The sequence below is a fragment of the Roseobacter sp. SK209-2-6 genome, from assembly GCF_000169455.1.
Lineage (GTDB): Bacteria > Pseudomonadota > Alphaproteobacteria > Rhodobacterales > Rhodobacteraceae > Pseudophaeobacter.
Genome location: NZ_AAYC01000001.1, coordinates 322,274 through 347,184, shown reverse-complemented (window position 1 = coordinate 347,184; position 24,911 = coordinate 322,274). Strand labels below are relative to the sequence as shown.

The 24,911-nt window shown below is 56.8% G+C and carries 17 protein-coding genes and 3 pseudogenes; 8 read left to right on the top strand and 12 right to left on the bottom strand.

Annotated features, from left to right (window positions below; genetic code table 11):
* Positions 1-648 precede the first annotated feature (648 nt).
* The 3 genes and pseudogenes from RSK20926_RS23450 to RSK20926_RS01755 form a co-directional block, all read right to left on the bottom strand.
* Positions 649-939: pseudogene (locus tag RSK20926_RS23450) on the bottom strand (transposase); the annotation flags it as partial.
* Between the two features lie 209 nt (positions 940-1,148).
* On the bottom strand, positions 1,149-2,561 hold the full coding sequence (locus RSK20926_RS01760) for an RtcB family protein (RefSeq protein ID WP_232281829.1): 1,413 nt from the start codon (positions 2,559-2,561) through the stop codon (positions 1,149-1,151).
* Between the two features lie 829 nt (positions 2,562-3,390).
* Positions 3,391-4,947, bottom strand: coding sequence for a TROVE domain-containing protein (locus RSK20926_RS01755; protein ID WP_008204021.1), 1,557 nt, complete (start codon positions 4,945-4,947; stop codon positions 3,391-3,393).
* Positions 4,948-5,120: 173 nt separating this feature from the next.
* Here RSK20926_RS01755 and rtcR point away from each other — a divergent pair, with 173 nt between their 5' ends.
* The gene (gene rtcR, locus RSK20926_RS01750; RefSeq protein ID WP_008204020.1) at positions 5,121-6,683 is read left to right on the top strand and encodes an RNA repair transcriptional activator RtcR; all 1,563 of its coding nucleotides are present in this window, start codon (positions 5,121-5,123) and stop codon (positions 6,681-6,683) included.
* Between the two features lie 28 nt (positions 6,684-6,711).
* On the opposite strand, the gene RSK20926_RS01745 is transcribed toward rtcR, so the two are convergent.
* The 3 genes from RSK20926_RS01745 to RSK20926_RS01735 are packed head-to-tail and all read right to left on the bottom strand — an operon-like array spanning position 6,712 to position 9,729.
* Positions 6,712-7,956 carry an AAA family ATPase gene (locus RSK20926_RS01745; RefSeq protein WP_008204019.1) on the bottom strand — a complete coding sequence of 415 codons (1,245 nt, stop codon included), beginning with the start codon at positions 7,954-7,956 and terminating at the stop codon, positions 6,712-6,714.
* Position 7,957: 1 nt separating this feature from the next.
* On the bottom strand, positions 7,958-8,599 hold the full coding sequence (prfH, locus tag RSK20926_RS01740) for a peptide chain release factor H (RefSeq protein WP_008204018.1): 642 nt from the start codon (positions 8,597-8,599) through the stop codon (positions 7,958-7,960).
* Positions 8,596-9,729 carry an RNA ligase RtcB family protein gene (locus RSK20926_RS01735; protein ID WP_008204017.1) on the bottom strand — a complete coding sequence of 378 codons (1,134 nt, stop codon included), beginning with the start codon at positions 9,727-9,729 and terminating at the stop codon, positions 8,596-8,598. The genes prfH and RSK20926_RS01735 overlap by 4 nt, the downstream gene beginning before the upstream one ends.
* Before the next feature lie 629 nt (positions 9,730-10,358).
* Here RSK20926_RS01735 and RSK20926_RS23445 point away from each other — a divergent pair.
* The 5 genes and pseudogenes from RSK20926_RS23445 to RSK20926_RS01715 all read left to right on the top strand — a co-directional run.
* Positions 10,359-10,586: pseudogene (locus tag RSK20926_RS23445) on the top strand (IS3 family transposase); the annotation flags it as partial.
* A 28-nt stretch (positions 10,587-10,614) separates the two neighbouring features.
* Positions 10,615-10,753, top strand: a pseudogene (locus RSK20926_RS23440) (integrase core domain-containing protein); the annotation flags it as partial.
* A gap of 319 nt (positions 10,754-11,072) precedes the next feature.
* Positions 11,073-11,660, top strand: coding sequence for a TetR/AcrR family transcriptional regulator (locus RSK20926_RS01725; RefSeq protein WP_037253283.1), 588 nt, complete (start codon positions 11,073-11,075; stop codon positions 11,658-11,660).
* The gene (locus RSK20926_RS01720) at positions 11,657-12,121 is read left to right on the top strand and encodes a hypothetical protein (RefSeq protein ID WP_008204014.1); all 465 of its coding nucleotides are present in this window, start codon (positions 11,657-11,659) and stop codon (positions 12,119-12,121) included. Before RSK20926_RS01725 ends, RSK20926_RS01720 begins: the two co-directional genes overlap by 4 nt.
* Positions 12,118-12,777 (top strand): hypothetical protein, encoded by a 660-nt coding sequence (locus RSK20926_RS01715; RefSeq protein ID WP_008204013.1) that lies wholly within the window; start codon positions 12,118-12,120, stop codon positions 12,775-12,777. The genes RSK20926_RS01720 and RSK20926_RS01715 overlap by 4 nt, the downstream gene beginning before the upstream one ends.
* A 454-nt stretch (positions 12,778-13,231) precedes the next feature.
* Here RSK20926_RS01715 and tuf read toward each other — a convergent pair whose 3' ends face one another.
* The 4 genes from tuf to rpsL all read right to left on the bottom strand — a co-directional run bounded on the left by tuf (position 13,232) and on the right by rpsL (position 17,465).
* Positions 13,232-14,407 (bottom strand): elongation factor Tu, encoded by a 1,176-nt coding sequence (tuf, locus tag RSK20926_RS01710; protein ID WP_008204012.1) that lies wholly within the window; start codon positions 14,405-14,407, stop codon positions 13,232-13,234.
* A gap of 64 nt (positions 14,408-14,471) precedes the next feature.
* A complete protein-coding gene (fusA, locus tag RSK20926_RS01705) occupies positions 14,472-16,589 on the bottom strand; it encodes an elongation factor G (RefSeq protein WP_008204011.1) in 2,118 nt (705 codons plus the stop codon).
* Between the two features lie 18 nt (positions 16,590-16,607).
* Positions 16,608-17,078 (bottom strand): 30S ribosomal protein S7, encoded by a 471-nt coding sequence (rpsG, locus tag RSK20926_RS01700; protein WP_008204010.1) that lies wholly within the window; start codon positions 17,076-17,078, stop codon positions 16,608-16,610.
* A gap of 15 nt (positions 17,079-17,093) precedes the next feature.
* Positions 17,094-17,465 (bottom strand): 30S ribosomal protein S12, encoded by a 372-nt coding sequence (gene rpsL / locus RSK20926_RS01695; RefSeq protein WP_008204009.1) that lies wholly within the window; start codon positions 17,463-17,465, stop codon positions 17,094-17,096.
* Between the two features lie 431 nt (positions 17,466-17,896).
* Here rpsL and RSK20926_RS01690 point away from each other — a divergent pair, with 431 nt between their 5' ends.
* Both RSK20926_RS01690 and RSK20926_RS01685 read left to right on the top strand, forming a co-directional pair.
* Positions 17,897-18,703 carry a putative rhamnosyl transferase gene (locus RSK20926_RS01690; RefSeq protein ID WP_008204008.1) on the top strand — a complete coding sequence of 269 codons (807 nt, stop codon included), beginning with the start codon at positions 17,897-17,899 and terminating at the stop codon, positions 18,701-18,703.
* Positions 18,704-18,750: 47 nt separating this feature from the next.
* Positions 18,751-19,590 (top strand): putative rhamnosyl transferase, encoded by an 840-nt coding sequence (locus RSK20926_RS01685; RefSeq protein ID WP_008204007.1) that lies wholly within the window; start codon positions 18,751-18,753, stop codon positions 19,588-19,590.
* Here RSK20926_RS01685 and RSK20926_RS01680 read toward each other — a convergent pair.
* Positions 19,549-20,415 carry a DMT family transporter gene (locus tag RSK20926_RS01680; protein ID WP_008204006.1) on the bottom strand — a complete coding sequence of 289 codons (867 nt, stop codon included), beginning with the start codon at positions 20,413-20,415 and terminating at the stop codon, positions 19,549-19,551. The genes RSK20926_RS01685 and RSK20926_RS01680 overlap by 42 nt on opposite strands.
* Before the next feature lie 202 nt (positions 20,416-20,617).
* Positions 20,618-24,859, bottom strand: coding sequence for a DNA-directed RNA polymerase subunit beta' (rpoC, locus tag RSK20926_RS01675; protein WP_008204005.1), 4,242 nt, complete (start codon positions 24,857-24,859; stop codon positions 20,618-20,620).
* Positions 24,860-24,911 lie beyond the last annotated feature (52 nt).

The window sequence follows — 24,911 nt, the reverse complement described above, 5'->3', positions numbered from 1 at the left end:
GAGCTTTGTGAGTTTCCGGGGATTTTGGGCGGTGAGTGGGAGGGTGAACTCGCCTTGAACACCGCAGGGTCCGCGTGATCAGAGCTGCCCGAGACCAAGAATGCGTTTGAAGTGGGCAAAGAGCATCTCCACTTTCGTGCGCCGTGCCTGCGCTTTCGGATTGAACTCTGAGGCTGTGCAATGGCAGGCGAAGACTCGGATGATCTCTTATCCCTCGTGGCGGTTACGGCGGATGTCTGTGTTTGGGCAGCATTTGGCCTTCAGTGCCAACCGGACCAAATTGTCGGACGACCCATAGGCCGTATCAGCAGCAATCCAACCGGGCTTCACACCAAAGCGCTCGTTGGTGCGTTAGAGCATCTTGCGCATGGTACCCACCTCGGCGGTCTTGTTCGACCGACTGGCATCTACGACCATGGTGATCCCGTGGTCTGTATCGATCAGGTATTTGTCTGAACAAGCGACGAAAGCGGGACCTTTGCGCGCCGCGGTCCATTGGCTGGCAGGGTCAGCATGCGCGGTAAGCTTGGGTTTGGCTGTGGTAGTGGCACCGAGGGCCTCATCATCCAGCGTGTCGAGATACTCGCGCACCACCGGTGGTGCGCCGACGGGATCAGTCTCGCGGGCTACCCAGTCCTCGGGGTCGCTCAGATCAAAACGGCAGAACCACCTGTACGCCAGGTTCAGATGAACCTCTTCGCACAGCCGACGCTGAGAGCGAGGGGCAAAACAGTATCCCACCAAATGCATTTGGATCAACAGTTCAGGGTCGACGGAAAGGCGACCAGTATGGTTGTAGAAATTCGCAAGGTAGCCCCGGATGCTACCCAGATCGACAAACCGATCAATTAACCACAGGAAGTGATCCTAGGGGACGTGCTCTTCCCGCGAGACCGCGTAGAACAGCACCGCTTGCGCCCCCTGCTCCGGTCCCATCAGGGCTGATCCTCCCCCTCGCAGGGAGAAGTGAAACAGCAGTTCCTCTGTCGATCAAACACGAGTTTTTCAACACGATCTCTTTCGGCACCTTCGCCGCAAATTCAACGAATGATGGCTCTCTGTGTTGGGTCAGAAATGCTGCAGCTAACGTCACATAGTTTTTTGCGCTACATAGTTTAGAGTTGCGTTTTCAGGGCCGTCGGTGGGCTTCACCGACGGCTCTTCTTCTTGTTTTTCCAAAACGGCGGCACATCTCCGGCCATGATACAGCCGTATGGGTCGATGTAGTCCTCAATCTCTGCCAGATTATAGGACTTAATCTGCGCCACAACGCTGTCCGCGCTTTTGTAGCTGGATGGCAACTCGGATGCATCGACCCCACCGGCATGGAACCGGATATCCAGACCTTCGGTTTCCGCCTTCAGCATCTGATCCGGCGTGACCGATCCCATCCGGCGTTTGTGCTCGGACCGCGAGAAGTTGCGCCCGGCCCCATGCGGACTAAAACCCAGACCGTGGCTTGCATCCTTTCCGCGCACAACCAGAACCGACTCGGACATGTTCAGCGGGATCAGCGTCAGACCTGTTGCGTCCGTCGCGTAATCGCCCCAGGCCGGGGTTGCACCCTTGCCGTGGTAGAACAGATCACCCCGCTTGAAGACGAAGTTATGCTCGTTCCAGAACCGCTCGCCCACATCGCCTACCCGCGCGGCCTCGACCGTCGCTTGGTGAATGGCGTTATGGTTGGCCTTGGTCCATTTACGGATCAGTTGCAGCGCCTCCCAGTAGTCCCGACCTTCTTCGGTATCCGCCGGAATCCAAGCGTTCTGTTTCGGCGTGCGCGGCGAGAGTTCCTTGCGGAACCGCTCAGCCGCAACCATGCCGTTCTTATACAGAACCGCCCCGGGCCCACGCGAGCCATGATGGGTCACAATCGCCGTCCGTCCGGTCTTGCGCGACCGGCCGACAAACAGGAAGTGGTTCCCGTCGCCCTGTGTCCCCATATGTTCCTGTGCCATGCGCAGGGATTTGGGGTTGTTCAGAAACGGGTTCTCGCGGAACGCATCCAACAGTTTCAGCGAGGTCGTGAAGCGTTGGCCCTGAGGACGCCCGCCCGGGCCGAAATGCGTCACCGATTGCGCAGCATCCAGCACCGCTTGCGGGTCGGCGTTCCCCAGATCAGTGATCATAACCGAGCAACAGATATCTGCTGAATGCATCCCCGGATGGATTGCATTCCGAGCGGCGGCAACACCGCCAACGGGGATTGTGCCAACCGGCCCGGCTGGGCAGGCATCTGGCATGATCGCCCCGGCCTCAATCGTCGGTGTCCGCATCAGCGCGGCCATGGTTTCACGTACTTTCGAGACATTGTCTTCCTCATCCGGATCTGCCGCGTCGATATTCTCGTGAAACGCCAGCTCACCGGGTGCGCGCAGGTCAAGCGTCGGTGCGACCGGAGGGATCTCGCCCTCCAGTTCCTGCCGGATACGCACCAGCCCAAACCCTTCGGCCCGCATCTCATTTGCGCGCGCCAGCAGGGTGGGGAATTGCTTGCCGGGACGGTGACCCCAGTCCTTCAGATGGTCACCGGTAACCGGATCATATGTCTTTTCTTCCATCATCATTTTCTACTCGTGTTTCCAAACTGGCTGGACGACAAGATGTTCGCAAACCGTTTTATTCCGCCACCGGATTGCTCCGGGCTGGGTTTGAACCAGCACGACATGGTTGCCCATATCACCCCTTCGGGGTGCGTCTCCCAGTAGGTCTGCGGGCATTCGCCCAAGATGTCATTGGCCCCGGCGACAAAAGGTGAAGAAACAGTTTGGGAGGCCCGCCCCGTATCTGAATGGGCAGATACGTTTTCCGTCTGGGCGCCGGCAAGGAGGGGAGTTGAACCCACTCGACCTGTCCCGGTTTGGTGCCATGTAGTTCCTTCGGCATTCGCCGGGGTTTTTCTTTCATTTGGGGTCTCGACGACAAAGGTTTGGTGAAACGCCTGCTCTACCTGACTGAGCTATCGTCCGTCCCCCAAGGGGCTCGGGCGAGCGGGATTCGAACCCGCGACACGGAGATTAACAATCTGTAGTTCCACCGGCATTCGCCGAGATTTGTCCTTCTGTTTGGGTCAGGCAGACAAGAGGTGATGAGACAGCGCCCTTTGGCGGGCGCGGATCGTTAGCAGCGATGTAGTCCCACCCGCATTCTGCCTGATGTTGTTCGGGTCCCGGCGACAAGGGTTTGGTGAAACATTGGGGCCAACTGCTCTATCCATCTGAGCTACATCGCAGGGCGCGATGGCGGGATTCGAACCCGCGACCAGTAGGGTATGTAGTTCCACCGGCATTCGCCAGGAAGTGACTGTTAAGATCAGGCGGACAAGATGTTTGTGAGACATCTGACAGAGTTCAAAGCTGTAGTCCCACAGGCATTCCGCCTGACCCGTTTTCAAAGTTCGATCTTTTCGACCTCGCCAACCCAGTGGTCTGGGCCGGTCTGACCATTGGCAAATGCCGCGATCTGATCAAAGACCGCATCCGAGAACCCGCCGACATTCAACACATCTTCACGTGTCTGCGCCTGCGTTGTCCCATATGGAGCGATGTCGATGCAGACCAGCTTGGCCTTTGGGTTGCGATACTTGATCGCCTCCCACTCCTTCAGCATCGCTGTGCCTTGACCACCTTTGCGGGCATCAACCCAGGATTGGTTATCAGATACAAACACCACCAGATCAGGCGCGCGGCCCCGGTCGTTCAGCCACTTCAGCGGCGCGGAACAGTTCGTCCCACCACCGGCCAATGCGGCCAAACGCTCGGCGTTCGTCAGAATCGTGTCGCGCGGCTCCAAACGTACATCGCGCACGTCGAAGTCGAACGGCAGAACCTGGCACCCGCGATTCACGCGCTGGAAAGACGCTGCGACCAGCGCCGCCACATCCACGTGCCGCACGGTCGAGGTTGCCCCCGGGCGATACCCAGTCACAGCCCAGGTCATCGAGCCGGACACGTCCGGACACACGACAACCTGACCGTCGATCTTTGGCACGTTCTGCACCGCGATCTCCATCGCATCGTGCAGCGCCTCCACGATCTCGCGCGGCATTTCACCGGTCACGTTCTGGGCCGCCACCATCAGCTGGTACGGAAACGCACGCGCCTTGGCGATGGTCTGCGGGTCGCGCAATAGTGCAGCCACATGATCCACGTTCTTGGTCACATTGAAAACACCATGACGCTGGAACGTGTTCAGGTTCTGCCGCACCATCTGCCAAGAGCCTTTGCGCGCGATCCGCGCCCAGTGTTCCGGCGACAGTTCCAACTGCGTCAGCATCTGGAACGGCACATCCGGTAGCGGGCCCTTTCCGGTTTCACGAAACGCGATCCAATCCTGCAGAGCCTGCGGCAGCCGTGCCAGATTGCACGGCCGCCCGACGATCCAGGCAAACAGCGCCTCCCGCTCGGCCGAGACCGGTTTCGGGTGCACCATCTTGATCACGTCCGCCAAAGTCGGGTCATTCCCGATATTGGCGTTCAACAGCGCCCGGTCGGTCGCGGTGTTCAACCAGTTTTGCACCATCGCTTTCGGTGCAGACCCCAGAGACTTGCGCCCTGTCTGACCCGACCGGATGACCTGCACAAAAGTGCGCAGCATCTTGCCGTTATCGACCACCCGGCCAAAAGCCGCGCGGAACCGAACCGGGTCGCGCCGGGCGAGAATGGCCAGCAGAACAGCGGGCATATCCTTCATATACCCCGACTGCCGGGCATAGATTGCCGCCTGCGCCAGAAACTTTGGCTCAACGGCCTCGGCCACATCCCGAACGTATTCCAGCTCTTCCTGCGGCGATTGATAGAACATGCCCCCAAAGGTCCCGGTCACGGCGACCTGTGCCAGAGCATGGGCATCGGAATAAGCGTAGGCCGGAGCGCCATGCGCGTTCTGTGCAGTTGCCTTCGGCAGCAGCCGGCCTTTGATCGATGCAAACACGGATTTGTTCGCCATTTCTTTGTCCTCGTTGGTTTGTGAGGATGTTTTGACATGACAGGTGTAGCGATCAGAGGAAAAACTGATTTCGACCTAAGCAGCTGTCCTATAACGTAAATTTCCAGGATTGCCGAAATTGCCGCCTCGCTCTACGATACAAAAATATCGCAGTTTATAGAAATAGATACAGCATGAAGAATATCGTCATCGGATTCCTCGGCACGCAGCTGGATATGGGTAAGAAACGACGCTGGAAACCCACGCCCAGCCTGATCATCCACGACCATTTCAACGTCGATCGGCTCGAGCTGTTGCATGACCAGAAATTCAATCGCCTCGCCCATCAGGTCAAACGCGAGATCGAAGAACTGTCCCCCCAGACCGAGGTGCTGTTGCGCCGCCTGGACTTGACCGATCCGTGGGATTTTCAAGAGGTCTACGGCAAGCTGTTCGACTTTGCCCGCGCCTATGGGTTTGACGAGGACCGCGAGCAGTATCACGTGCATCTGACCACCGGGACTCATGTGGCTCAGATCTGCTGGTTCCTGCTGACCGAAAGCCGCCACATCCCGGCGCGGCTGATCCAGACCGGTCCGCCCGGCCCGGATGACGACCGACCCAAGTTCGACATTATTGATCTGGATCTCAGCCGCTACAACGCGCTGCAGCAACGGTTCGACCAGCTGTCGCGTGAATACAGCAACCAGCTGAAAGGCGGAATCGAAACGCGCAATCCGCAGTATAACGCTCTGATCGACCGAATAGAGCTTGTTGCCGGCAATTCCGACGAACCGATCCTGCTGCTGGGTGAAACCGGTACGGGCAAGACCGAACTGGCTGAGCGTATTCACAGCCTCAAACTGGATCGCCGCCGCATCAAGGGCCGCCTGGTTCACGTGAACTGCGCGACATTGAACGGGCCTGACGCCATGGCAACGCTTTTTGGTCAACGCCGCTCGTACCTTGGGGCAGCGGGGACAGAGCGAAGCGGGTTGCTGCGCGAAGCTGATGGCGGCGTCCTTTTTTTGGATGACGTGGACGAGCTGAACCCCAATATGCAATCGGTTCTTCTGCACGCGATCGAAACCGGGCGGTTCTATCCGCTGGGGTCCGACCACGAAATCTCCAGCCGGTTTCACCTGATCGCCGGTGCAAACCGCGATCTGCGCAGCCTGACGGCTTCGGGGCAGTTTCGCCCCGACCTGCTAGCCCGGCTGAACACGTGGAGCTTCACTTTGCCCGCTCTGCGCAACCGCACCGAGGACATAGAGGCCAATCTGCGGCACGAGCTTGATCGCTGCGAACGGGATTTGGGCACCCATGTCGGTTTCAACACTGATGCTCGCACCCAATATCTGGACTTTGCCAAAGACCCGGCAACCGTGTGGCCGGGAAACTTCCGTGACTTTTCCGGATCAATCCTCAGGCTGTGTACGCTTGCACCTCGCGGCCGTATTACGCGGGCGATGGTCTCATTGGAAATCGAGACGCTTCAAGCGGACTGGAAGTCGGCGCAGTCCAATGATGATTTCAACCTGGTTGCAGATGTGATGGGCGACGCGGTGTCCGAAGTAGACCCGTTTGACCTTGTTCAACTGGCCGATGTGATCCGGGTCTGCCGCAAATCCTCAAGCCTGAGTGCTGCTGGACGTACCTTGTTTGCCGTGTCGCGCGGCAAACGCAAGACCCAGAACGATTCAGACCGGTTGAGAAAATACCTGGGCAAGTTCGGGCTGGAATGGGGTGCGATTTAATCAAGGAGGCGGATGCATTTCAGCAAATTTATTCAGCCGCTAAATCTTTCAAACGGCATTCCAGCCCCGAGGCCTGCGCGGCAGATTGAGCATCGGCACTATTGGCCAATAGCCAGCCCTGTATTTGAGCCGGGCTGTGCCTTTGACCTCTCAAACGCTGTTCGAAAACCGACGCCAAGTCGGCTTCGCCGGGGAAAAAGCGTTCGAACAGAAGGCGGGCAGTGGCTGCACCGACCAAACCAAGCTCGGTATGTACATCGGCACGGCCGGGTCGAATTAGGGCTGGGTCCAACCTTTCCTTGTGGTTCGTCGTCATGACCAACGCGCGCCCTTCCTGAGCCGCGACGCCATCGATGGCGTTGAGCAATCCTGAAAAGCTGACCCCTGAGCGTTTTTCCCCGCCTTTGCGCTGCGCAAACACGGCGTCCACGTCTTCGATTGCGATCAGGGACCTCGTAGGTGCGCACATCATTGCCTCGCGCAGATCATCATCGGACAGTGCGGCACGCCCGATATCAAGCGTTGCAATGTCCAAGGACAGCTCTGACGCCAGCGCGCGGATGAGGCTTGACTTACCCGTGCCCGGAGGGCCGTAGAGCAGATACCCCCGCCGCCAAGGAACACCACGTTCCGCGTACCAGTCGCTGGCGCCATAGAACCAACGCATGTCCTCTAGCACTTTGTCGATACGATCGTCATCCACCAGTACCGTATCGATAGAGCGGCGCGGGACGTCTCCGACATGATCCCACCAGTCCCCTTTCAAAATATGAAGGCCAGGTCCAATGCGATCCTTGGCCTGGGAAATCGCACGACCCTCAGCGATCCAATCCAGAATCGTCTGCACCTGACCAAATAGAACAGTAATGTTCAGCACCTCCATTGGCCGCTGATTCTGCGATGCGCCTACTTTTGACTTTTCATTGATGTTGCGCTCAAGACGGCAAATTTTTCCGCGCCAGAAAAACCAATGCTGCCCCGGAGCTGGTGCATAACCCTTTGTCCCCCGTGCCCATTTTCCATCCGTCATACGCACATGGCGCGAATGGGACAGAATCTTGTTCTGCTCCATCCAGATACAGAAATGACGATAGGCAGCGCTCCGGTTGTCAAGCGTCAGGCTCACCCAGACACGCCGAACGATCACGCGGTAGAAAGCCATGAACGCGAAGCGCAGAAAGGCCGCCGCGATCCCAAAGGCGCCAAGCGCCAGACCGCCCGTAAAAAAGTCGCTGGTCAGGGCACTGGTCAGGAATTCGTCCAATATCTCCATACTAGCCTCCTTTCACTTCACGAAAGTCGTGACCTTTGAAGCACCGCACCGGATTTCCCCGCTCGAGCGCATAGTGCAATTCATTTCGGCTCGCTTTTTGTGCGGCTTCATCCGCTGCGGCCTGGGCTGCCATCAGGTGCTGAAGGCGCTCCAATGCCAGTGCCTTATTGCGGTGTTGTGAACGCTCCTCACGTGCCACCGCTGAAAGCCCCGTTGGCCTGTGCGTCGCCCGCACTGCGCTGTCGGTTGTATTCTGGTGCTGCCCACCAGGGCCGCCCGCCCGGAAGGTATCCAAGATGACGTCGCTTGCTTGAATGCGTTCAGGCGTCCGCACCGATGCGGGCAGGTCGAACACCCCAATGAACCAATTGGCCCGTTTATGCTTCGGACGCAAATTGCTTTGCGCCCGCCACTGGATCGTACCGCGCCAATTCTTGGCGAAGGCCTCGGCCTCGGCACCGCTGACCAGAACCACAGCGGATTTATAGCCATGTTTTGAACGTGCTCCATTGGTGTCGAAGTCCACGGCGAGGAGCTCCGCCTCGGTACGCATAACATTCAGTACATTTGCTACGGCTTGCTGGCATTCGGCAGGACCGCTGCCACTGGTGACCAAGACAGAGATATGCCGGGATGCAGTCATGACCGTCTCCCGTCACGCGTTTTCTTGAAGGTCAGGAGCGGATGGAACTCCGCAATGCAATGTGCAGCAGCTGTGCGTTCCAGATCTTCGGCAACAGACTTGGCGGATTTGTACGCCAAGGGCGCCTCTTCAACCAAAAGATCGCGGTCTTCGCACAGAATACGGCCCCCGAAAGAGTTGCGTTGCATGGCCTCAATGTCAGATTTTTTGGCCCGCACGCGACCATGCATAGAGGATCGGTCATATCGCCGCCCCGCACCATGAGCGAGGCTGCCTAGCGCGTTGTCATGACCGGTTGGAGCCATCAGATAGCTTGCACTTGCCCGTGATCCGGCAAGCGGAACCACCGCTTGCTCGGCAACTGCCGCACCTTTGCGGTGCAGCCAGTACCCGTCTTTCTGCGAAAGCAGGTTATGCGGTGCATCGACCAGCAGCACCAGATCTGCCCGCAGCGCCTCGGCCGCCCGTTCTGCGATAATCTGGCGGTTCAAGCTGGCCCAGCGAACGGCCAGGTCGTGATCTCGCAGATAAGAGCGCGCGGCTTCACTGTCAGGAACAAGACCTGCAAAAGCACCCTCGGACACAGACCCGAGAACCGCATTGCCAAACCCGCGCGACCCGGAATGCACCAACAGAAACAAGCGGGTTTTGTCCAGCCCGACCTGATCATCGGGATCAACGATTGTCTGCACTTCACAAAAGTGGTTGCCACCGCCCACAGTGCCCAACGCATCGGCAAACAGGTCGGGTGACAGACCTGCTTTCTCCAGACGTCTTTCCAGATCCTCGGACACAGGCTCGCCAAGAACACGCATCCGGCGCAGAGCCTTTTCCAACTTCAGCTTCCGCACAGGCAGGTCCAGTTGGAACAGTGACATGCCGCACCCGATGTCGTTGCCGATCAGTTGAGGGTAAACCCGATCCGCAAGAACCGCACAGCCCACCGGCCCATACTTTCCAGGGTGCAGATCGGGAAATGCAGCGATTTTAAGCACGCCGGTCCACCCAGCGATTTCTTCAAGTTGTTGTTCAGCCCGTCCTTCGATCCAGGCTGCAGAGGTATAGAATTTCGTGATGGTGCCGTCGCTGGACTCAGCTGACGTGCGACCATCCAAGACAGAATTGCCCATGAGATAGTACCCAAAATACGTAATGAGATGCGCCAGCGCGGAACTGGCGAACTGGATCAAACCTGATCTGATATCAGCTTAGGTGTTGATCGGCCCCGAAAGGGCGAAATGACGAATAAGCATGTATGTCCCTTTCCTGTTTGGGGTTACGACTTGGGCCCAATGAGCCAAATGGAGGTCGTCGAATAAGTGGGATTGCTGATTCCCTCAACAGTTTTGAACTTGCTGACCGCAAGCCGTGTCTAAGCAGCAACACGACTGTGTCTCTTTGGTTACTATCGATCTGCTCTGCCAAACATGTACATTTAATACGGTTTGGCCACCGAATGGGTTAAACAACCATCAAGCCTGTAGGATCAAATGCTGTTCTCCCTCCCGGAAAACTTCTTTGGCTGGAGGCAAAGCGTTTCGAACCATGATTGCCTTCACCCACCGAGCAAAATTGTTCATGACTGTGGCCACATATCCAGGTCTGGACTTTGAGCTTTCGCACCCCATCCCACAAATCACTTGCAAAACCCTTGCTACGCAAGTGCTTCGGTTGCTTTGGTGGGTGTGCCTAGGCGCGAGTAGATCCCGTACTGGCAAGTGATGTGTCATTCCAACTGTTGGGCCAGAATGAGGTGCCCCTGAGCCCTTCGCGTCGCCGAGCCTGCATGACCATGTGCGAAGCCAGTTCCACATCTCAGAGCGTCGCGCCTGCCACGTCCAGGGGCAACACCGATCCACTCAGAGACGGTTGCCTGTTAGTTGTGCCGATGAGGAGCGTCTGGTGGCCGACATGATCGCGTTGACGCTCCAGTATGGTCGGTACGTACGGCTATCGCCGGATCGCAGCTTTGCTCAGTGACGCAGGCTGCCCCCCTATGCGCCTGCCGGGCTATGGATGAGCTGCTGAACGGCGAGGTCTTCTACAGCTTGCGAGAGGCGCAGATCCTGATCGAGCAATTGATGAAACACTACAACAAAACGTCCGCACAGCGCGTTGGGCTATCGCCCGCCTGCACCGGAAAGCATCGTTCCGATGGCCCAGAGGCCCACGAAGCACTAACAATCAAACCGGACCACCCGATGGGGGCACGCCAGGCGTGAGGGCGAGAACCTAACGGCCCAAAGTCGCTGACCCCAAGACGCCTAGAACTGCAGGTTTCGCCCCGAAACAGTTGCCCTCGATGCGTTCGGTGGGTTTGACGTTTGTTTGGATTGCCTAAAGGCAGGTTACGAAAACAGAGCGGAAACTGAGCATTACACTCATTAGTGGCAACGCGGGATCAACAGGTCTTTCGTCGCCCTGGGCCAAATGACTGCTTGTTGCAGAATGATCATTCTGTTATGGCGACCCTATGCCCCGTCCAACATCTTTCACTTCAGACCAACTCGCTGACCGTGCCCTTCAACATTTTTGGGTCAACGGTTTTCATGCCTCATCCATGGATGACCTGGTGAGAGCAACAGAAGTCAGCCGTCATGGGATTTATGCGACCTTTGGTGGCAAAGGAGCTTTGTTTCTGGCCTGTTTCGACAAATACCAAGAAACCGTGGTGACCCCGGCCTTCGGAATCGTGGAATCTACCGATGCTAACCTGCAAAGCGTTTCGGAATATTTCGAACGGCAAATTTCTCTCGGCGAAACTGCCGGACTGCCCGGCCCAGGGTGCTTTGTTGTGAATTCGGCAACCGAGGTGGCTCCAAACGATCCCGCCGTCGCAGAGAAAGTTGCGATCCATAATGACCGATTGAGATTGGGCTTTGCGCACGCGCTTCGCGGGAGTGCGTTCGATCTTGATCAGGACAAGGCGCTCGAACTGGCTGATGTAATGGTCATCTTCACCAATGGGCTTTGGACAAGTTCCCGCAACGTGACTGAGGGTAACGTCCTGCGCCAGGCCGTTGCTCGTTTTCTCAATCTACTGACGGAAGCCATGCAATGACTACAATCACCCATAATCACAAAACAACTTCTCCTGTGTCGCCATTCATCGCGGCGCTGATTGCGAACTTCCTCTGGATCAACGCATCAGAGGTATTCCGGTACTTTATCTTTGTCATGCCTATGATGCGGAGTGCTTTCCCGATGCTGCCCGATGTCGCGCCAATGAACCTGTCTGTGTTCATGATCTGGAGCATTTGGGACACCATTCTGGTGCTCACTGCAACGCTTTTGCCATCGATGGCCATGAAGCTCTTTGGGGCGTCTGCCGTGCATGCAATTCTATACGGCACTGGCGCCTGGATGGCGGTGTTCGTTATCCTTTGGCTGGGTCTCTTCAACATGAACCTCGCCACGACAAACGTACTCGCAATCGCGCTTCCAATGGCATGGATTGAAATGGTCATTGCGGCGCTGATTGCCTGGTGGTTCGCTACCAGAGATCGGGAACGGATTGCATGAGTAAGGCTTTATCCGCATTTTCACAGGTCCCAGATCAATCAGAAATCTGGTCGGCGCAGAAAGGTAGCTTACGCTGCACGGCACTGAGATTAAGTGATGGTTCGCTGTGCCTTTACAGCCCAGTGCTCGGCCTGGGCGATGTTACGAAAGACAGCTTGGCCGACATAGGTGAGGTTTCTGTCTTGCTCGCGCCGAACCACTACCACCACAAAGGGCTCAGAGAATACGCGGAGGCCTTCCCAGAAGCAAAACTTGTCTGCTCTGAGCGCGCTCAACCTCGCCTTGAGAAACAGACAGGACTGTCATTTGACAGCCTTGAGCTGTTGGAGCCGCTGCTACCGGAGGGCTGCAGAATCGCTGAGCCGAAAGGATTGAAAACTGGCGAGGTCTGGCTGATTGTCAAAGCCAGACTGGAACAGGTTTGGATCGTCTGCGATAGCTTCAAGGGGCCCTCTGGAAAGATGGGTAGTGTCGGTGTGTCTGTCGAAATGCTTGGCACATTTCCGAACTACGGAGTTAAAGACATGGATGTCTATACCGCGTGGGTTCAAGCAGAAACGACAACAGGTGCACCGTCGATGATCATACCCTGTCACGGCTCTATGGTGCGTAGCCAAGACCTCGCTACCGATGTTGTGGCGGTGCTAACGCGTTAGCCTCCGCGTTCTACCGAACCGGAGGTTCGTGTTACGTGCAGCATCGGGTGGTTCTGGGCTCTTTTCTCACGCACTGCATTCAGAACAAACGCCAGCTTTCGTAAAACGAACCAAACCGGTGAACTGTCATTCCGTTGGCCTGATCAATAATGTGAAGAGAACGCACCTGACCGGGGTCTAGGGCTTTGTTCCGGCTCGTTCAGATTTTCCAACACGGAAAAAGGGCCGCTCGGATGAGCGGCCCTTTCTATTGTGTGACACCCAAGCGGTTTTTCGGGACATTCATGCCTTGGCGCGAATACCCTGCCACCGCAGGCCAAAGCTCCCTATGGAAACGCGACCCTACTTAGTGAATTTTGGATACAGCTCAGTATGTGCGTCTCGGGATCACTGAATTCAAACAAAAAGGGCGCCCGAGGGGCGCCCTTTCCGTCTGTTCATTCGCAGGTGCGAATTACTCAGTGATCTTCGACACAACGCCGGCGCCGACGGTGCGGCCACCTTCGCGGATCGCGAAGCGCAGGCCCTGCTCCATGGCGATCGGGGCAATCAGTTCAACGTTGAACTTCAGGTTGTCGCCCGGCATCACCATCTCGGTGCCAGCAGGCAGCTCAACGGTGCCGGTGACGTCGGTGGTGCGGAAGTAGAACTGCGGACGGTAGTTCGCGAAGAACGGGGTGTGACGACCACCTTCTTCTTTGGTGAGGATATAGGCCTCAGCTTCGAACTTGGTGTGCGGCTTCACGGAACCTGGCTTACACAGAACCTGGCCACGCTCAACGCCGTCACGGTCAACACCGCGCAGCAGGGCGCCGATGTTGTCGCCCGCTTCACCGCGGTCCAGCAGCTTGCGGAACATTTCCACACCGGTGCAGGTGGTGGTGGAGGTGTCACGGATACCAACGATTTCGATCGAGTCGCCAACGTTGATCACGCCGCGCTCAACACGACCGGTCACAACAGTACCACGGCCGGAGATCGAGAACACGTCTTCGATCGGCATCAGGAAGGGCTGGTCAACAGCGCGCTCAGGGGTGTCGATGTACTCGTCAACAGCCGCCATCAGCTCTTTGATCTTCTCTTCGCCGATTTCTGGCTTGTTGCCTTCCATCGCCGCCAGAGCGGAACCTGCAACGATTGGGATATCGTCGCCGGGGTAGTCGTAGGAAGACAGCAGCTCGCGGATTTCCATCTCAACGAGTTCCAGCAGCTCTTCGTCGTCAACCTGGTCAACTTTGTTCATGAAGACGACCATCTTCGGGATGCCAACCTGGCGGCCCAAGAGGATGTGCTCACGGGTCTGAGGCATTGGGCCGTCAGCGGCGTTCACAACCAGGATCGCGCCGTCCATCTGAGCAGCACCGGTGATCATGTTTTTCACGTAGTCGGCGTGGCCGGGGCAGTCAACGTGTGCGTAGTGACGGCCTTCGGTTTCATACTCGACGTGTGCGGTCGAGATGGTGATGCCGCGGGCTTTCTCTTCAGGCGCGCCGTCGATCTGGTCGTAGGCTTTGAAGTCACCAAAGTACTTGGTGATCGCTGCGGTCAGCGTGGTTTTACCGTGGTCAACGTGGCCGATGGTGCCGATGTTGACGTGCGGCTTCGTGCGTTCAAACTTTTCCTTAGCCATGAGAGGCCTCCTATTGTTTCAGGAGAGGCCCGCAGAGCTGCGAGCCTCCCGATTTCTAGACGCTTTATGCGTATTTCGCCTGGATCTCGTCCGAGATGTTCTGCGGTACGGGATCGTAGTGGGAGAACTGCATGCTGAACTGGGCGCGGCCCGAGCTCATCGAACGCAGGGTGTTGATGTAACCGAACATATTGGCCAGAGGCACGTTAGAGTCGATTGCAATCGCGTTGCCGCGTGGTTCCTGACCGGACACCTGACCGCGACGGGAGGTGAGGTCGCCAATGATACCGCCGGTGTATTCTTCCGGGGTGATCACTTCCACCTTCATGATCGGCTCAAGCAGTTTTGCACCCGCCAGTTTCATACCTTCGCGCATCGCCATACGAGCAGCGATTTCAAAGGCCAGAACGCTGGAGTCCACATCGTGGAACTTACCGTCGATCAGGGCAACTTTGAAGTCGATCACGGGGAAGCCAGCCAGAGGGCCGCTATCCATGACGGACTTGATGCCTTTTTCAACACCAGGGATGTATTCCTTGGGAACAGCACCGCCAACGATGCGGCTCTCGAAGGAGTAGCCTTCGCCAGCTTCGGTCGGCATGATCTCCATTTTGACTTCCGCGTACTGACCGGAACCACCAGATTGTTTCTTGTGGGTGTAAGTATGCTCGATCGACTTGGAGATGGTCTCACGGTAGGCCACCTGCGGCGCACCGATGTTGGCCTCAACCTTGAACTCGCGCTTCAGACGGTCAACCAGGATGTCCAGGTGAAGTTCGCCCATGCCCTTCATGATGGTCTGACCGGACTCGAGGTCGGTCTCCACACGGAAGGAGGGGTCTTCAGCGGCCAGACGGGCCAGACCCTGGGACATCTTCTCCTGGTCGCCCTTGGTTTTGGGCTCAACCGCGATCTCGATAACCGGATCAGGGAAGGTCATGGTTTCCAGAACGACGGGATCGTTGTTGGAGCAGAGGGTATCACCGGTGGTGGTGTCCTTCAGGCCAGCCAACGCGATGATGTCGCCCGCGAATGCTTCCGTGATCTCTTCACGGTCATTCGAGTGCATCATCATCATCCGGCCAACGCGCTCTTTTTTACCCTTGGTGGAGTTCAGCAAGGTATCACCCTTGTTCAGAACACCGGAGTAGATGCGGGTAAATGTCAGCGAGCCAACAAAGGGGTCGTTCATGATTTTGAACGCCAGGCCAGAGAAGGCCATTTCATCATCCGCACGGCGGGCGATGTCACGGGTTTCCGTCTCGTCACCAGGTTTGAAGCCCATGTAATCAACAACGTCCAGCGGGCTGGGCAGATAGTCGATCACAGCGTTCAACAGCGGCTGAACACCTTTGTTTTTGAACGCGGAACCACCCAGCACAGGAACGAAAGCCAGCTCGAGTGTACCCTTGCGCAGCAGTTTGCGCAGAGTTGCCACGTCGGGCTCTTCGCCTTCCAGGTAGGCTTCCATGGCGTCGTCGTCCATTTCGACGGCTGCTTCGACCATTTTGCCGCGCCATTCGTCAGCCATGTCTTTCAGGCTGTCGCGGATCGGAGCTTTGATCCAGGACGCACCGAGGTCTTCACCCTGCCACAGCCATTCTTCCATGTTGACCAGGTCAACCAGGCCTTCCAGCTCGGTCTCGGCACCAATCGGAACACCAACAGGTACAGCGCGTGCGCCGGTGCGGTCTTCAATCATGTTGACACAGTTGAAGAAGTCGGCACCGATTTTGTCCATCTTGTTGACAAAAACCATGCGCGGAACTTTGTAGCGGTCAGCCTGACGCCAAACGGTTTCGGTCTGGGGCTCTACACCAGCGTTGGCGTCGAGAACGCAGACAGCACCGTCGAGAACCGCCAGCGAACGCTCAACTTCAATGGTGAAGTCAACGTGGCCGGGGGTGTCGATGATGTTCATCCGGTGCTTCGGAGAATCAGCGGTTTCACCATCTTCGGTGCGTTCCCAGAACGTGGTGGTCGCAGCCGAGGTGATGGTGATGCCGCGTTCCTGCTCCTGCTCCATCCAGTCCATGGTGGCTGCACCGTCGTGCACCTCACCAATGTTGTGGGATTTGCCGGTGTAATACAGGATGCGCTCGGAGCAGGTGGTTTTACCTGCATCGATGTGCGCCATGATACCGAAGTTGCGGTACAGTTCGAGCGGATATTCGCGTGCCATAGGTCTAGATCCTCCGGCTTACCAACGGTAATGGCTGAAGGCTTTGTTCGCCTCGGCCATCTTGTGGGTGTCTTCGCGCTTTTTAACGGCAGTGCCGCGGGACTGAACAGCGTCCAGCAGCTCGCCGGCCAGGCGCTCTTCCATGGTGTTTTCGTTGCGGTTGCGCGCAGCGGTGATCAGCCAGCGGATGGCCAGAGCTTCGCGGCGCTCGGGGCGCACTTCAACCGGAACCTGGTAGGTTGCACCACCAACACGGCGCGAGCGAACCTCAACAGAAGGTTTGATGTTGTCGAGCGCTTCGTGGAAAACTTCCACAGGGGCGCGCTTGATCTTGCCTTCGACGCGGTCGAATGCGTTGTAAACAATCCGCTCAGCAACGGCTTTTTTGCCGTCGATCATCAGGTTGTTCATGAATTTGGTCAGAACGCGGTCACCAAACTTTGCGTCTGGCAGTACTTCGCGTTTTTCAGCGGCGTGACGACGTGACATATCAGCCTCTCCTTCTTACTTAGGACGCTTCGCGCCGTACTTCGAACGACGTTGCTTACGGTCTTTGACGCCCTGGGTATCCAGAACACCGCGCAGGATGTGGTAACGGACACCGGGAAGGTCTTTTACACGGCCGCCGCGGATCAGAACCACAGAGTGTTCCTGAAGGTTGTGGCTTTCACCGGGAATGTAGGAGATCACTTCGAAACCGTTGGTCAGGCGGACCTTGGCAACTTTCCGCATCGCGGAGTTCGGTTTCTTAGGTGTGGTGGTGTACACGCGGGTGCAGACGCCGCGCTTCTGCGGGCACTGCTCGAGGTGCTGGGACTTCGAGACTTTACGCTTCGGCTGACGCGGCTTGCGGATCAGCTGTTGGATCGTTGGCATTCAGGTATTCCCCGTTTAGCAACATGTCATGCACGCCGGCGCGTGCGGGTTCTTTCGCTGCACTTATGCGTCCACAAGCGCAAAAACCGCAATCGCTCCCATTCCGAGGTGAGACGACGCGGTGTGTTTACAGAGGATCCGGGTGATAAAAGTGCCCGGACCTTGAGCCACTGCAATTTTGAATTCGGCTATTGGAGAATACACTCCGGGTGCCGGATAGGCGCGCGTATAGGGGGAGTCGCTGCTGGTGTCAACAGGGCGCGGCCAAGGAGCTATCTGTTGCGCGCCCAAAAGCTCCGATATGCAAAGACCCAGGCCGTTGAACGCCAATGCGGTGGCCCAAGCGACATCGCTTGCAGCGCTGCCCCCTGCTCGGCATAGTGAACAGAACACCACTAAGCAGTCCCCTATTGAGCAGACAGGGCATATTCATGCAAGTAATCGGATTGTGCCGCTTTTCCTACCCCGCGATCGGTGGGTTCCAGGTTGAACACGGCAGCATTGAGGAGCGTATTCGCTATCTCTATGCGGAAGAGAGACTGGAAGAGCGTTTCCGGTTGATGGAACATATCGCCCTACCTTGCCTACGTGAGCAAACCGATCAGGAGTTTGAACTGATCATCGTAGTTGGAGACAGCCTGCCACAGCAGCACCGCGACCGCCTTCAGGATATGACTTCGGACATGCCTCAGGTTCGGATCCACAGCGAGCCCCCGCGCAAACAGCGAGAGGTCATGAAGGAAGTCTTGAACAAGGCGCGCCGCGATCCTTCCCAGCCTTGTTTGCAATTCCGCCATGACGACGACGATGCAATTTCAGTCGATTTTGTTGAACGCCTGCGCGAGGCTGTCAGGGATTGCCCCGGTTTGATTACAAAGAACAAAACCGTCGGTTTCGATTTCAACAAAGGTTATGTGGCCGAGGTGGATCATAGCGGCATTGCCGCTGCCGAAATTCACCGCCCCTATTATGTGGCTTCTTTGGGCATGTATGTGGAAGGGGGTTGCAGGCAAACCATCATGAACTTCGCCCATGAAAAGATTCCCCGCTTCATGCCGACCGTCACCATCTGCGATGAGCCAATGTTTGTCAGAACTCACAATAGCTATAACGACTCTCGCCAAAAGCGGGTCAAACCAGTTCCCGTCACCCTTCTTTCTGCCGAGCTGTCGGGGGAATTTGAAGCGCGCTTTGCAATGAACGAAGACCGGATCAAAGCGGCTTTCTCAGGGTTCTAATCGATGCACCGAACCAGTCAAAAGCCAGATACAAGAGAGCCGGATCAATGCAGGTCATAGGGCTATGCCGCTTTTCATATGTTGGCTATGGCGGCTACAAAATCACCCACGAGAGCCTGGAAGAGCGACGCGCTTTTCTTTATGCGCCGGAGCGGTTGGAAGAGCGATTTCGCCTCTTTGAAACGGTCTGCCTACCCTCAGTCCTGGGCCAAACGGATCAAGATTTTCAGCTGCACGTAGTCATAGGGGAGTGTTTTCCAGAGCGCTATCAGGAGCGGCTGCTCGAGCTGACAGAAGATCTGCCGAACGTAGCGATTTCGCTGCAACCACCAGAGCGGCACAGACGGCAAATGATCCGGGTTCTGAATGCCGCGCGTGAAGATCCTTCCGAACCCTGCATTCAGTTCCGTCTGGACGATGATGATGCCATGGCGGTCGATTTCATCGCACGGCTGAAACAGGCCGCAAAGGACTTGAAACCCATCTGGCAGGGCTACCCTCTCACGACCATCGATTTCAATCGAGGGTATATTTATCGCGCTACCGCTCAAGGACTGCAAATTGCACCGGATCGCGAGATTTGTTTGGCACTCGCCCTTGGCGTCATAGTGCCCGGTGGTTCAGATCGCACCATCATGCATCAAGGGCACCACCTGCTCTGGCAAGAGAGCCCGACCCTAACCTTTCCGGATCAGGACATGTATCTGCGTGGGTACAACGGATTTAACGACTCCCGCTCAAAAGGACGCGGCAAGAAGGTCCCGCTTATGCCAATGTCTGAGAATGAGGCCGAGCATATCAGACAGCGTTTCAATGTAGATACAAAGAAAGTTGCCCGTGCGTTTTCAGCTCCCGGCCTGCTGCCGCTCCCGATAGAGCGTGAATAGCCCAGCCCCCACAACGATCCCCGCCCCGACCAGTGTCAAAGGACCTGGCCAATCCCCGAAGAAAAACCATCCCAGCAAAAGGGCCCAGAGCAACCCGCTATAGCGGAAAGGGGAAACAACCGCGACATCGCCCGTTCGCATGGTCATCACCGAGAACAGGTATCCTCCGAATATGAAACAAGCGGCGCCAAGCAAGGTTGCAAAGTGCCAGGGCTGCATCGGCTGCCATTCCTGTTGAAAGCTGTAGATCACTCCAAAACCAAGAACAGTGAGCGAAGCCATCAGTGTCACCGTCATCGAAGGCACAACCGAAGACATACGTCGGGTAAAGAGATCCCGTGCCGTCACGCAAACGACAGCGGCCAATGCAAACAGAGAAGCACCATCAAAACCAGTGGGACCGGGGCGTACAATCAGCAGCATCCCGCAAAAGCCCGCGAGGATAGCAACCATGCGGCGCCACCCTATCGCCTCGCGGAAAAAGAGTGCCGCGCCGAGGGTTACCGTGAGCGGAAGCATCTGCAGAACCGCCGTGACATTGGCAAGCGGCATCAGCATCAAAGCGCTCAGAAAGAAGTAAGTAGCCCCCGCCTCACAGAGGCATCTCCCCAGTAGTAGCCCCCAATCCAAAGCAGGCAGTCGGAACCGCAACGATCCCATGTAGCGCGCCAGAGCAAAGATCAAAGCGGTGGCCAATGCCCCCCTGATCACCAATATCTGCGAAAGGGGTAGCTCTGCCCCCACGGCTTTGACCAAAGTATCGTTGAAGGTAAAGGCCGCCATGCTGGCCATCATCAGCAGCGCACCCATCTGATTGTTGGTCATAACTGTTCCATCTCAAACTGAGCGGCGTCGGTCACAGTGGCAAAGCCCACGGCGCAGAGAGCCGGATTATTCGATCAATTCTAACAAAGGGATAGGGCATTCCTGACGCCCAATTGTTCCTTTTGCAGCAGGCGAGATGGCAAAAGAAAACCCCCGCACCATAGGTCCGGGGGTCTTCGCTTTTCAATAGGTAATTAACAGATCAATCACGGCTTTCCGGTGTTTCCACCAGGTTGTCCAGATCATCACCCATCACATCGTCATTCATCATCGGTGCGGCCAGAGCTGCTGCGGCTTCCGCCTCTTCACGACGGGCTTCCAGAACCACATTGTCGCGACCCTGAGCGATCTGACGCACGCGCTGAGTGGCGCCACCAGTACCGGCAGGGATCAGACGACCCACGATGACGTTCTCTTTGAGGCCAACCAGCTTGTCCTTCTTGCCCTGAACCGAAGCCTCGGTCAGAACGCGGGTGGTCTCCTGGAAGGAGGCCGCCGAGATGAAGGAACGTGTCTGCAAGGACGCCTTGGTGATGCCGAGCAGGATAGGAGCACCCTGAGCTGGGCGCTTGCCACGCGACAGCGCTTTCTCATTGGCGGCTTCAAACTCCTGCTTGTCCACGTGCTCACCTTTGAGCAGCGTAGTTTCGCCAGAGTCGGAGATCTCCCACTTCTGCAGCATCTGGCGAACGATCACCTCGATGTGCTTGTCGTTGATCTTCACACCCTGCAGACGATAAACGTCCTGGACCTCGTCGATCATGTAGTTCGCCAGCGCTTCGACACCCATGATGGCAAGGATGTCATGCGGTGCCGGGTTACCATCCATGATGTAGTCACCCTTCTGGACAAAGTCACCTTCCTGAACAGGAATGTGCTTACCCTTGGGCACCATGTATTCGACGGTTTCCATGCTCTCATCCGATGGCTCGATAGAGATGCGACGCTTGTTCTTGTAGTCGCGGCCAAAGCGCACGTAACCATCGATTTCGGCGATGATCGCGTGATCTTTTGGACGGCGCGCTTCGAACAGTTCCGCAACCCGTGGCAGACCACCGGTAATGTCCTTGGTCTTGGCACCTTCGCGCGGAATACGCGCAACTACGTCACCAGCCTGGATCTTGTCGCCATCCTCAATGGAGAGGATCGCATCCACCGACATCGGATAGGTGACCGGGTTGCCCAAGTCATTGCGCATAGGCTCACCGTCTTCGCCAACCAAGATGATCTCTGGCTTCAGATCAGAGCCTTTTGGTGCTGCACGCCAGTCGATCACGATCTTCTGGGTCATGCCGGTGGCTTCGTCGGTCTCGTCGCGAACGGCGATACCTGAAATCAGGTCGACATATTTGGCAGTACCGGCCTTCTCGGCGATGATCGGCAGGGTATAGGGATCCCATTCGAACAATTTGTCGCCACGGGCAATCTGCTGAGCCGCTTTGACGAAGAGCTTGGAACCGTAGCCGAGCTTGTGGCTGGCGCGTTCCTCACCGTGTTCGTCTTCGATGATCAGCTTCATGTTGCGACCAACAACCAGGATCTCGCCATTGGCGTTCTCCAGGGTGTTCTCGTTCTCGAATACGATCTTACCTTCCTGGCTGGCTTCCTGGAAGGACTGCTGTCCACCCTGGGCAACACCACCAATGTGGAAGGTCCGCATTGTCAGCTGAGTACCAGGTTCACCAATGGACTGCGCCGCGATGATACCGACGGCCTCACCGGTGTTGACCTTAGTACCGCGTGCGAGGTCACGGCCATAGCACATGGCGCAGACGCCCTCTTCGGCCTCACAGGTCAGCGGGCTGCGAATACGCATGGAAGCAACACCAGCCTCTTCGATGGTGTCGGAAAGACGCTCATCGATCAGCTGACCAGCAACCGCCAGGATCTCTTCGGTACCTGGGCGCTTCACATCCTCGGCCACAACACGACCCAGGATACGTTCCCCAAGGCTGGCAACCACTTCACCATCGTTCACTGCGGCTTCCGCAGTGATCGAATTCTCGGTTCCGCAATCGTTATCGCGCACGATGCAGTCCTGAGCAACGTCCACCAGACGGCGTGTCAGGTAACCGGAGTTCGCAGTCTTCAGAGCCGTATCCGACAGACCCTTACGGGCACCGTGGGTAGAGTTGAAGTACTCAAGAACGGTCAGACCTTCCTTAAAGTTCGAGATGATCGGTGTCTCGATGATATCGCCGTTCGGCTTGGCCATCAGGCCGCGCATACCGCCCAGCTGTTTCATCTGAGTAACCGAGCCACGCGCACCGGAGTGCGCCATCATATAGACCGAGTTCGGCTCCATAACCGCGCCGTTTTCGTCGCGCTTATCGTCCGAGATGGTGGTCATCATGGCTTCGGTGACCTTGTCGTTACACTTTGACCAGGCATCGACAACTTTGTTGTACTTTTCACCCTGAGTGATCAGGCCGTCCATGTACTGTTGTTCAAAGTCTTTCACCTGATCGCGGGTGTCATCAACGATGGTCCACTTGGTGTCGGGGATCACCATATCGTCCTTACCAAAGGAGATACCCGCCTTGAAGGCTTCGCGGAAACCCATGGTCATGATCTGGTCACAGAAGATGACCGACTCTTTCTGACCGCAGTAACGGTAGACGGTGTCGATAACCTGCTGAACCTCTTTCTTCCGCAGAAGACGGTTGACCAGCTCAAACGGAGCTTTGGCGTTCTTTGGCAGCAAAGCGCCCAGACGCACACGACCTGGCGTGGTCTCAAACCGCTTCAGGACTTCGTTGCCCTCTTCGTCGATCTGAGTGATCCGCGCGGTGATCTTGGTGTGCAGATGCACCTCACCAGCGTCCAGCGCATGCTGTACTTCTTCGATGGTGCCAAAGACTTTGCCTTCGCCAACCATGCCTTCACGTTCCAGAGTCACATAGTAGAGACCCAAGATCATATCCTGCGAAGGAACGATGATCGGCGCGCCGTTTGCGGGCGACAGAACGTTGTTGGTCGACATCATCAACACGCGCGCTTCCAGCTGGGCTTCGAGGCTCAGTGGGACGTGAACCGCCATCTGGTCGCCGTCGAAGTCCGCGTTGAACGCCGAGCAGACCAGCGGGTGCAGCTGGATGGCTTTCCCTTCGATCAGCGTGGGTTCGAACGCCTGGATGCCAAGACGGTGCAGTGTTGGCGCACGGTTCAGCATGACTGGGTGTTCGCGGATCACCTCGTCGAGAATATCCCAGACCTCGGGACGCTCTTTTTCCACCAGCTTCTTCGCCTGCTTCACGGTGGAGGACAGACCTTTGGCCTCCAGACGCGAATAAATGAAGGGCTTGAAGAGTTCGAGCGCCATCTTCTTGGGCAGCCCGCATTGATGCAGCTTCAGCTCAGGACCGGTCACAATCACCGAACGGCCAGAGAAGTCGACGCGCTTACCCAAAAGGTTCTGACGGAAGCGGCCCTGCTTGCCTTTCAGCATGTCAGAGAGCGACTTCAGCGGACGCTTGTTGGCACCGGTGATGACGCGGCCACGGCGACCGTTGTCAAACAGCGCATCCACAGATTCCTGCAGCATCCGCTTTTCGTTGCGGACGATGATGTCAGGTGCGCGCAGTTCAATGAGGCGCTTCAGACGGTTGTTCCGGTTGATCACACGACGATAGAGATCGTTGAGGTCGGAGGTCGCGAAACGACCGCCATCCAGTGGAACCAGCGGGCGCAGTTCTGGTGGAATGACCGGAACAACGGTCATGATCATCCACTCAGGACGGTTGCCGGATTCCAGGAAGCTCTCAACCACTTTCAGGCGCTTGATGATCTTCTTGGGCTTCAGCTCGCCGGTGGCTTCGGCCAGCTCTGCGCGCAGGTGCTCGGCTTCGGACTCCAGGTCGATCTGGGACAGCATCTCACGGATTGCTTCAGCGCCGATATTGGCGGTGAAAGCATCCATGCCATAGGCGTCCTGAGCGTCCATGAACTCTTCTTCGGTCATCATCTGGCCGTATTGCAGGTCAGTCAGACCCGGTTCGATGACAACGTAGTTTTCAAAGTAGAGAACCCGCTCCAGATCGCGCAGGGTCATGTCCAGCATGAGGCCGATCCGGGACGGAAGCGACTTCAGGAACCAGATGTGCGCAACAGGCGCTGCCAGTTCGATATGGCCCATGCGCTCGCGGCGCACTTTCTGCAGGGTAACCTCGACGCCGCATTTCTCGCAGACGACGCCGCGATATTTCATGCGCTTATATTTGCCACACAGACATTCGTAGTCTTTGATTGGGCCAAAGATACGCGCGCAGAACAGACCGTCGCGCTCTGGCTTGAAGGTCCGGTAGTTGATGGTCTCTGGCTTTTTGATTTCGCCATAGGACCAAGACAGGATCCGTTCCGGCGACGCCAGGGAGACTTTGATTTCATCAAAGACTTTTGGCGGCGTCAGCGGGTTGAACGGGTTATTGGTGATTTCCTGGTTCATTTTGATACCTCAAATTCGTGCGGAAGGGAGAGTGGTGTAAGGGCCGGAGCCC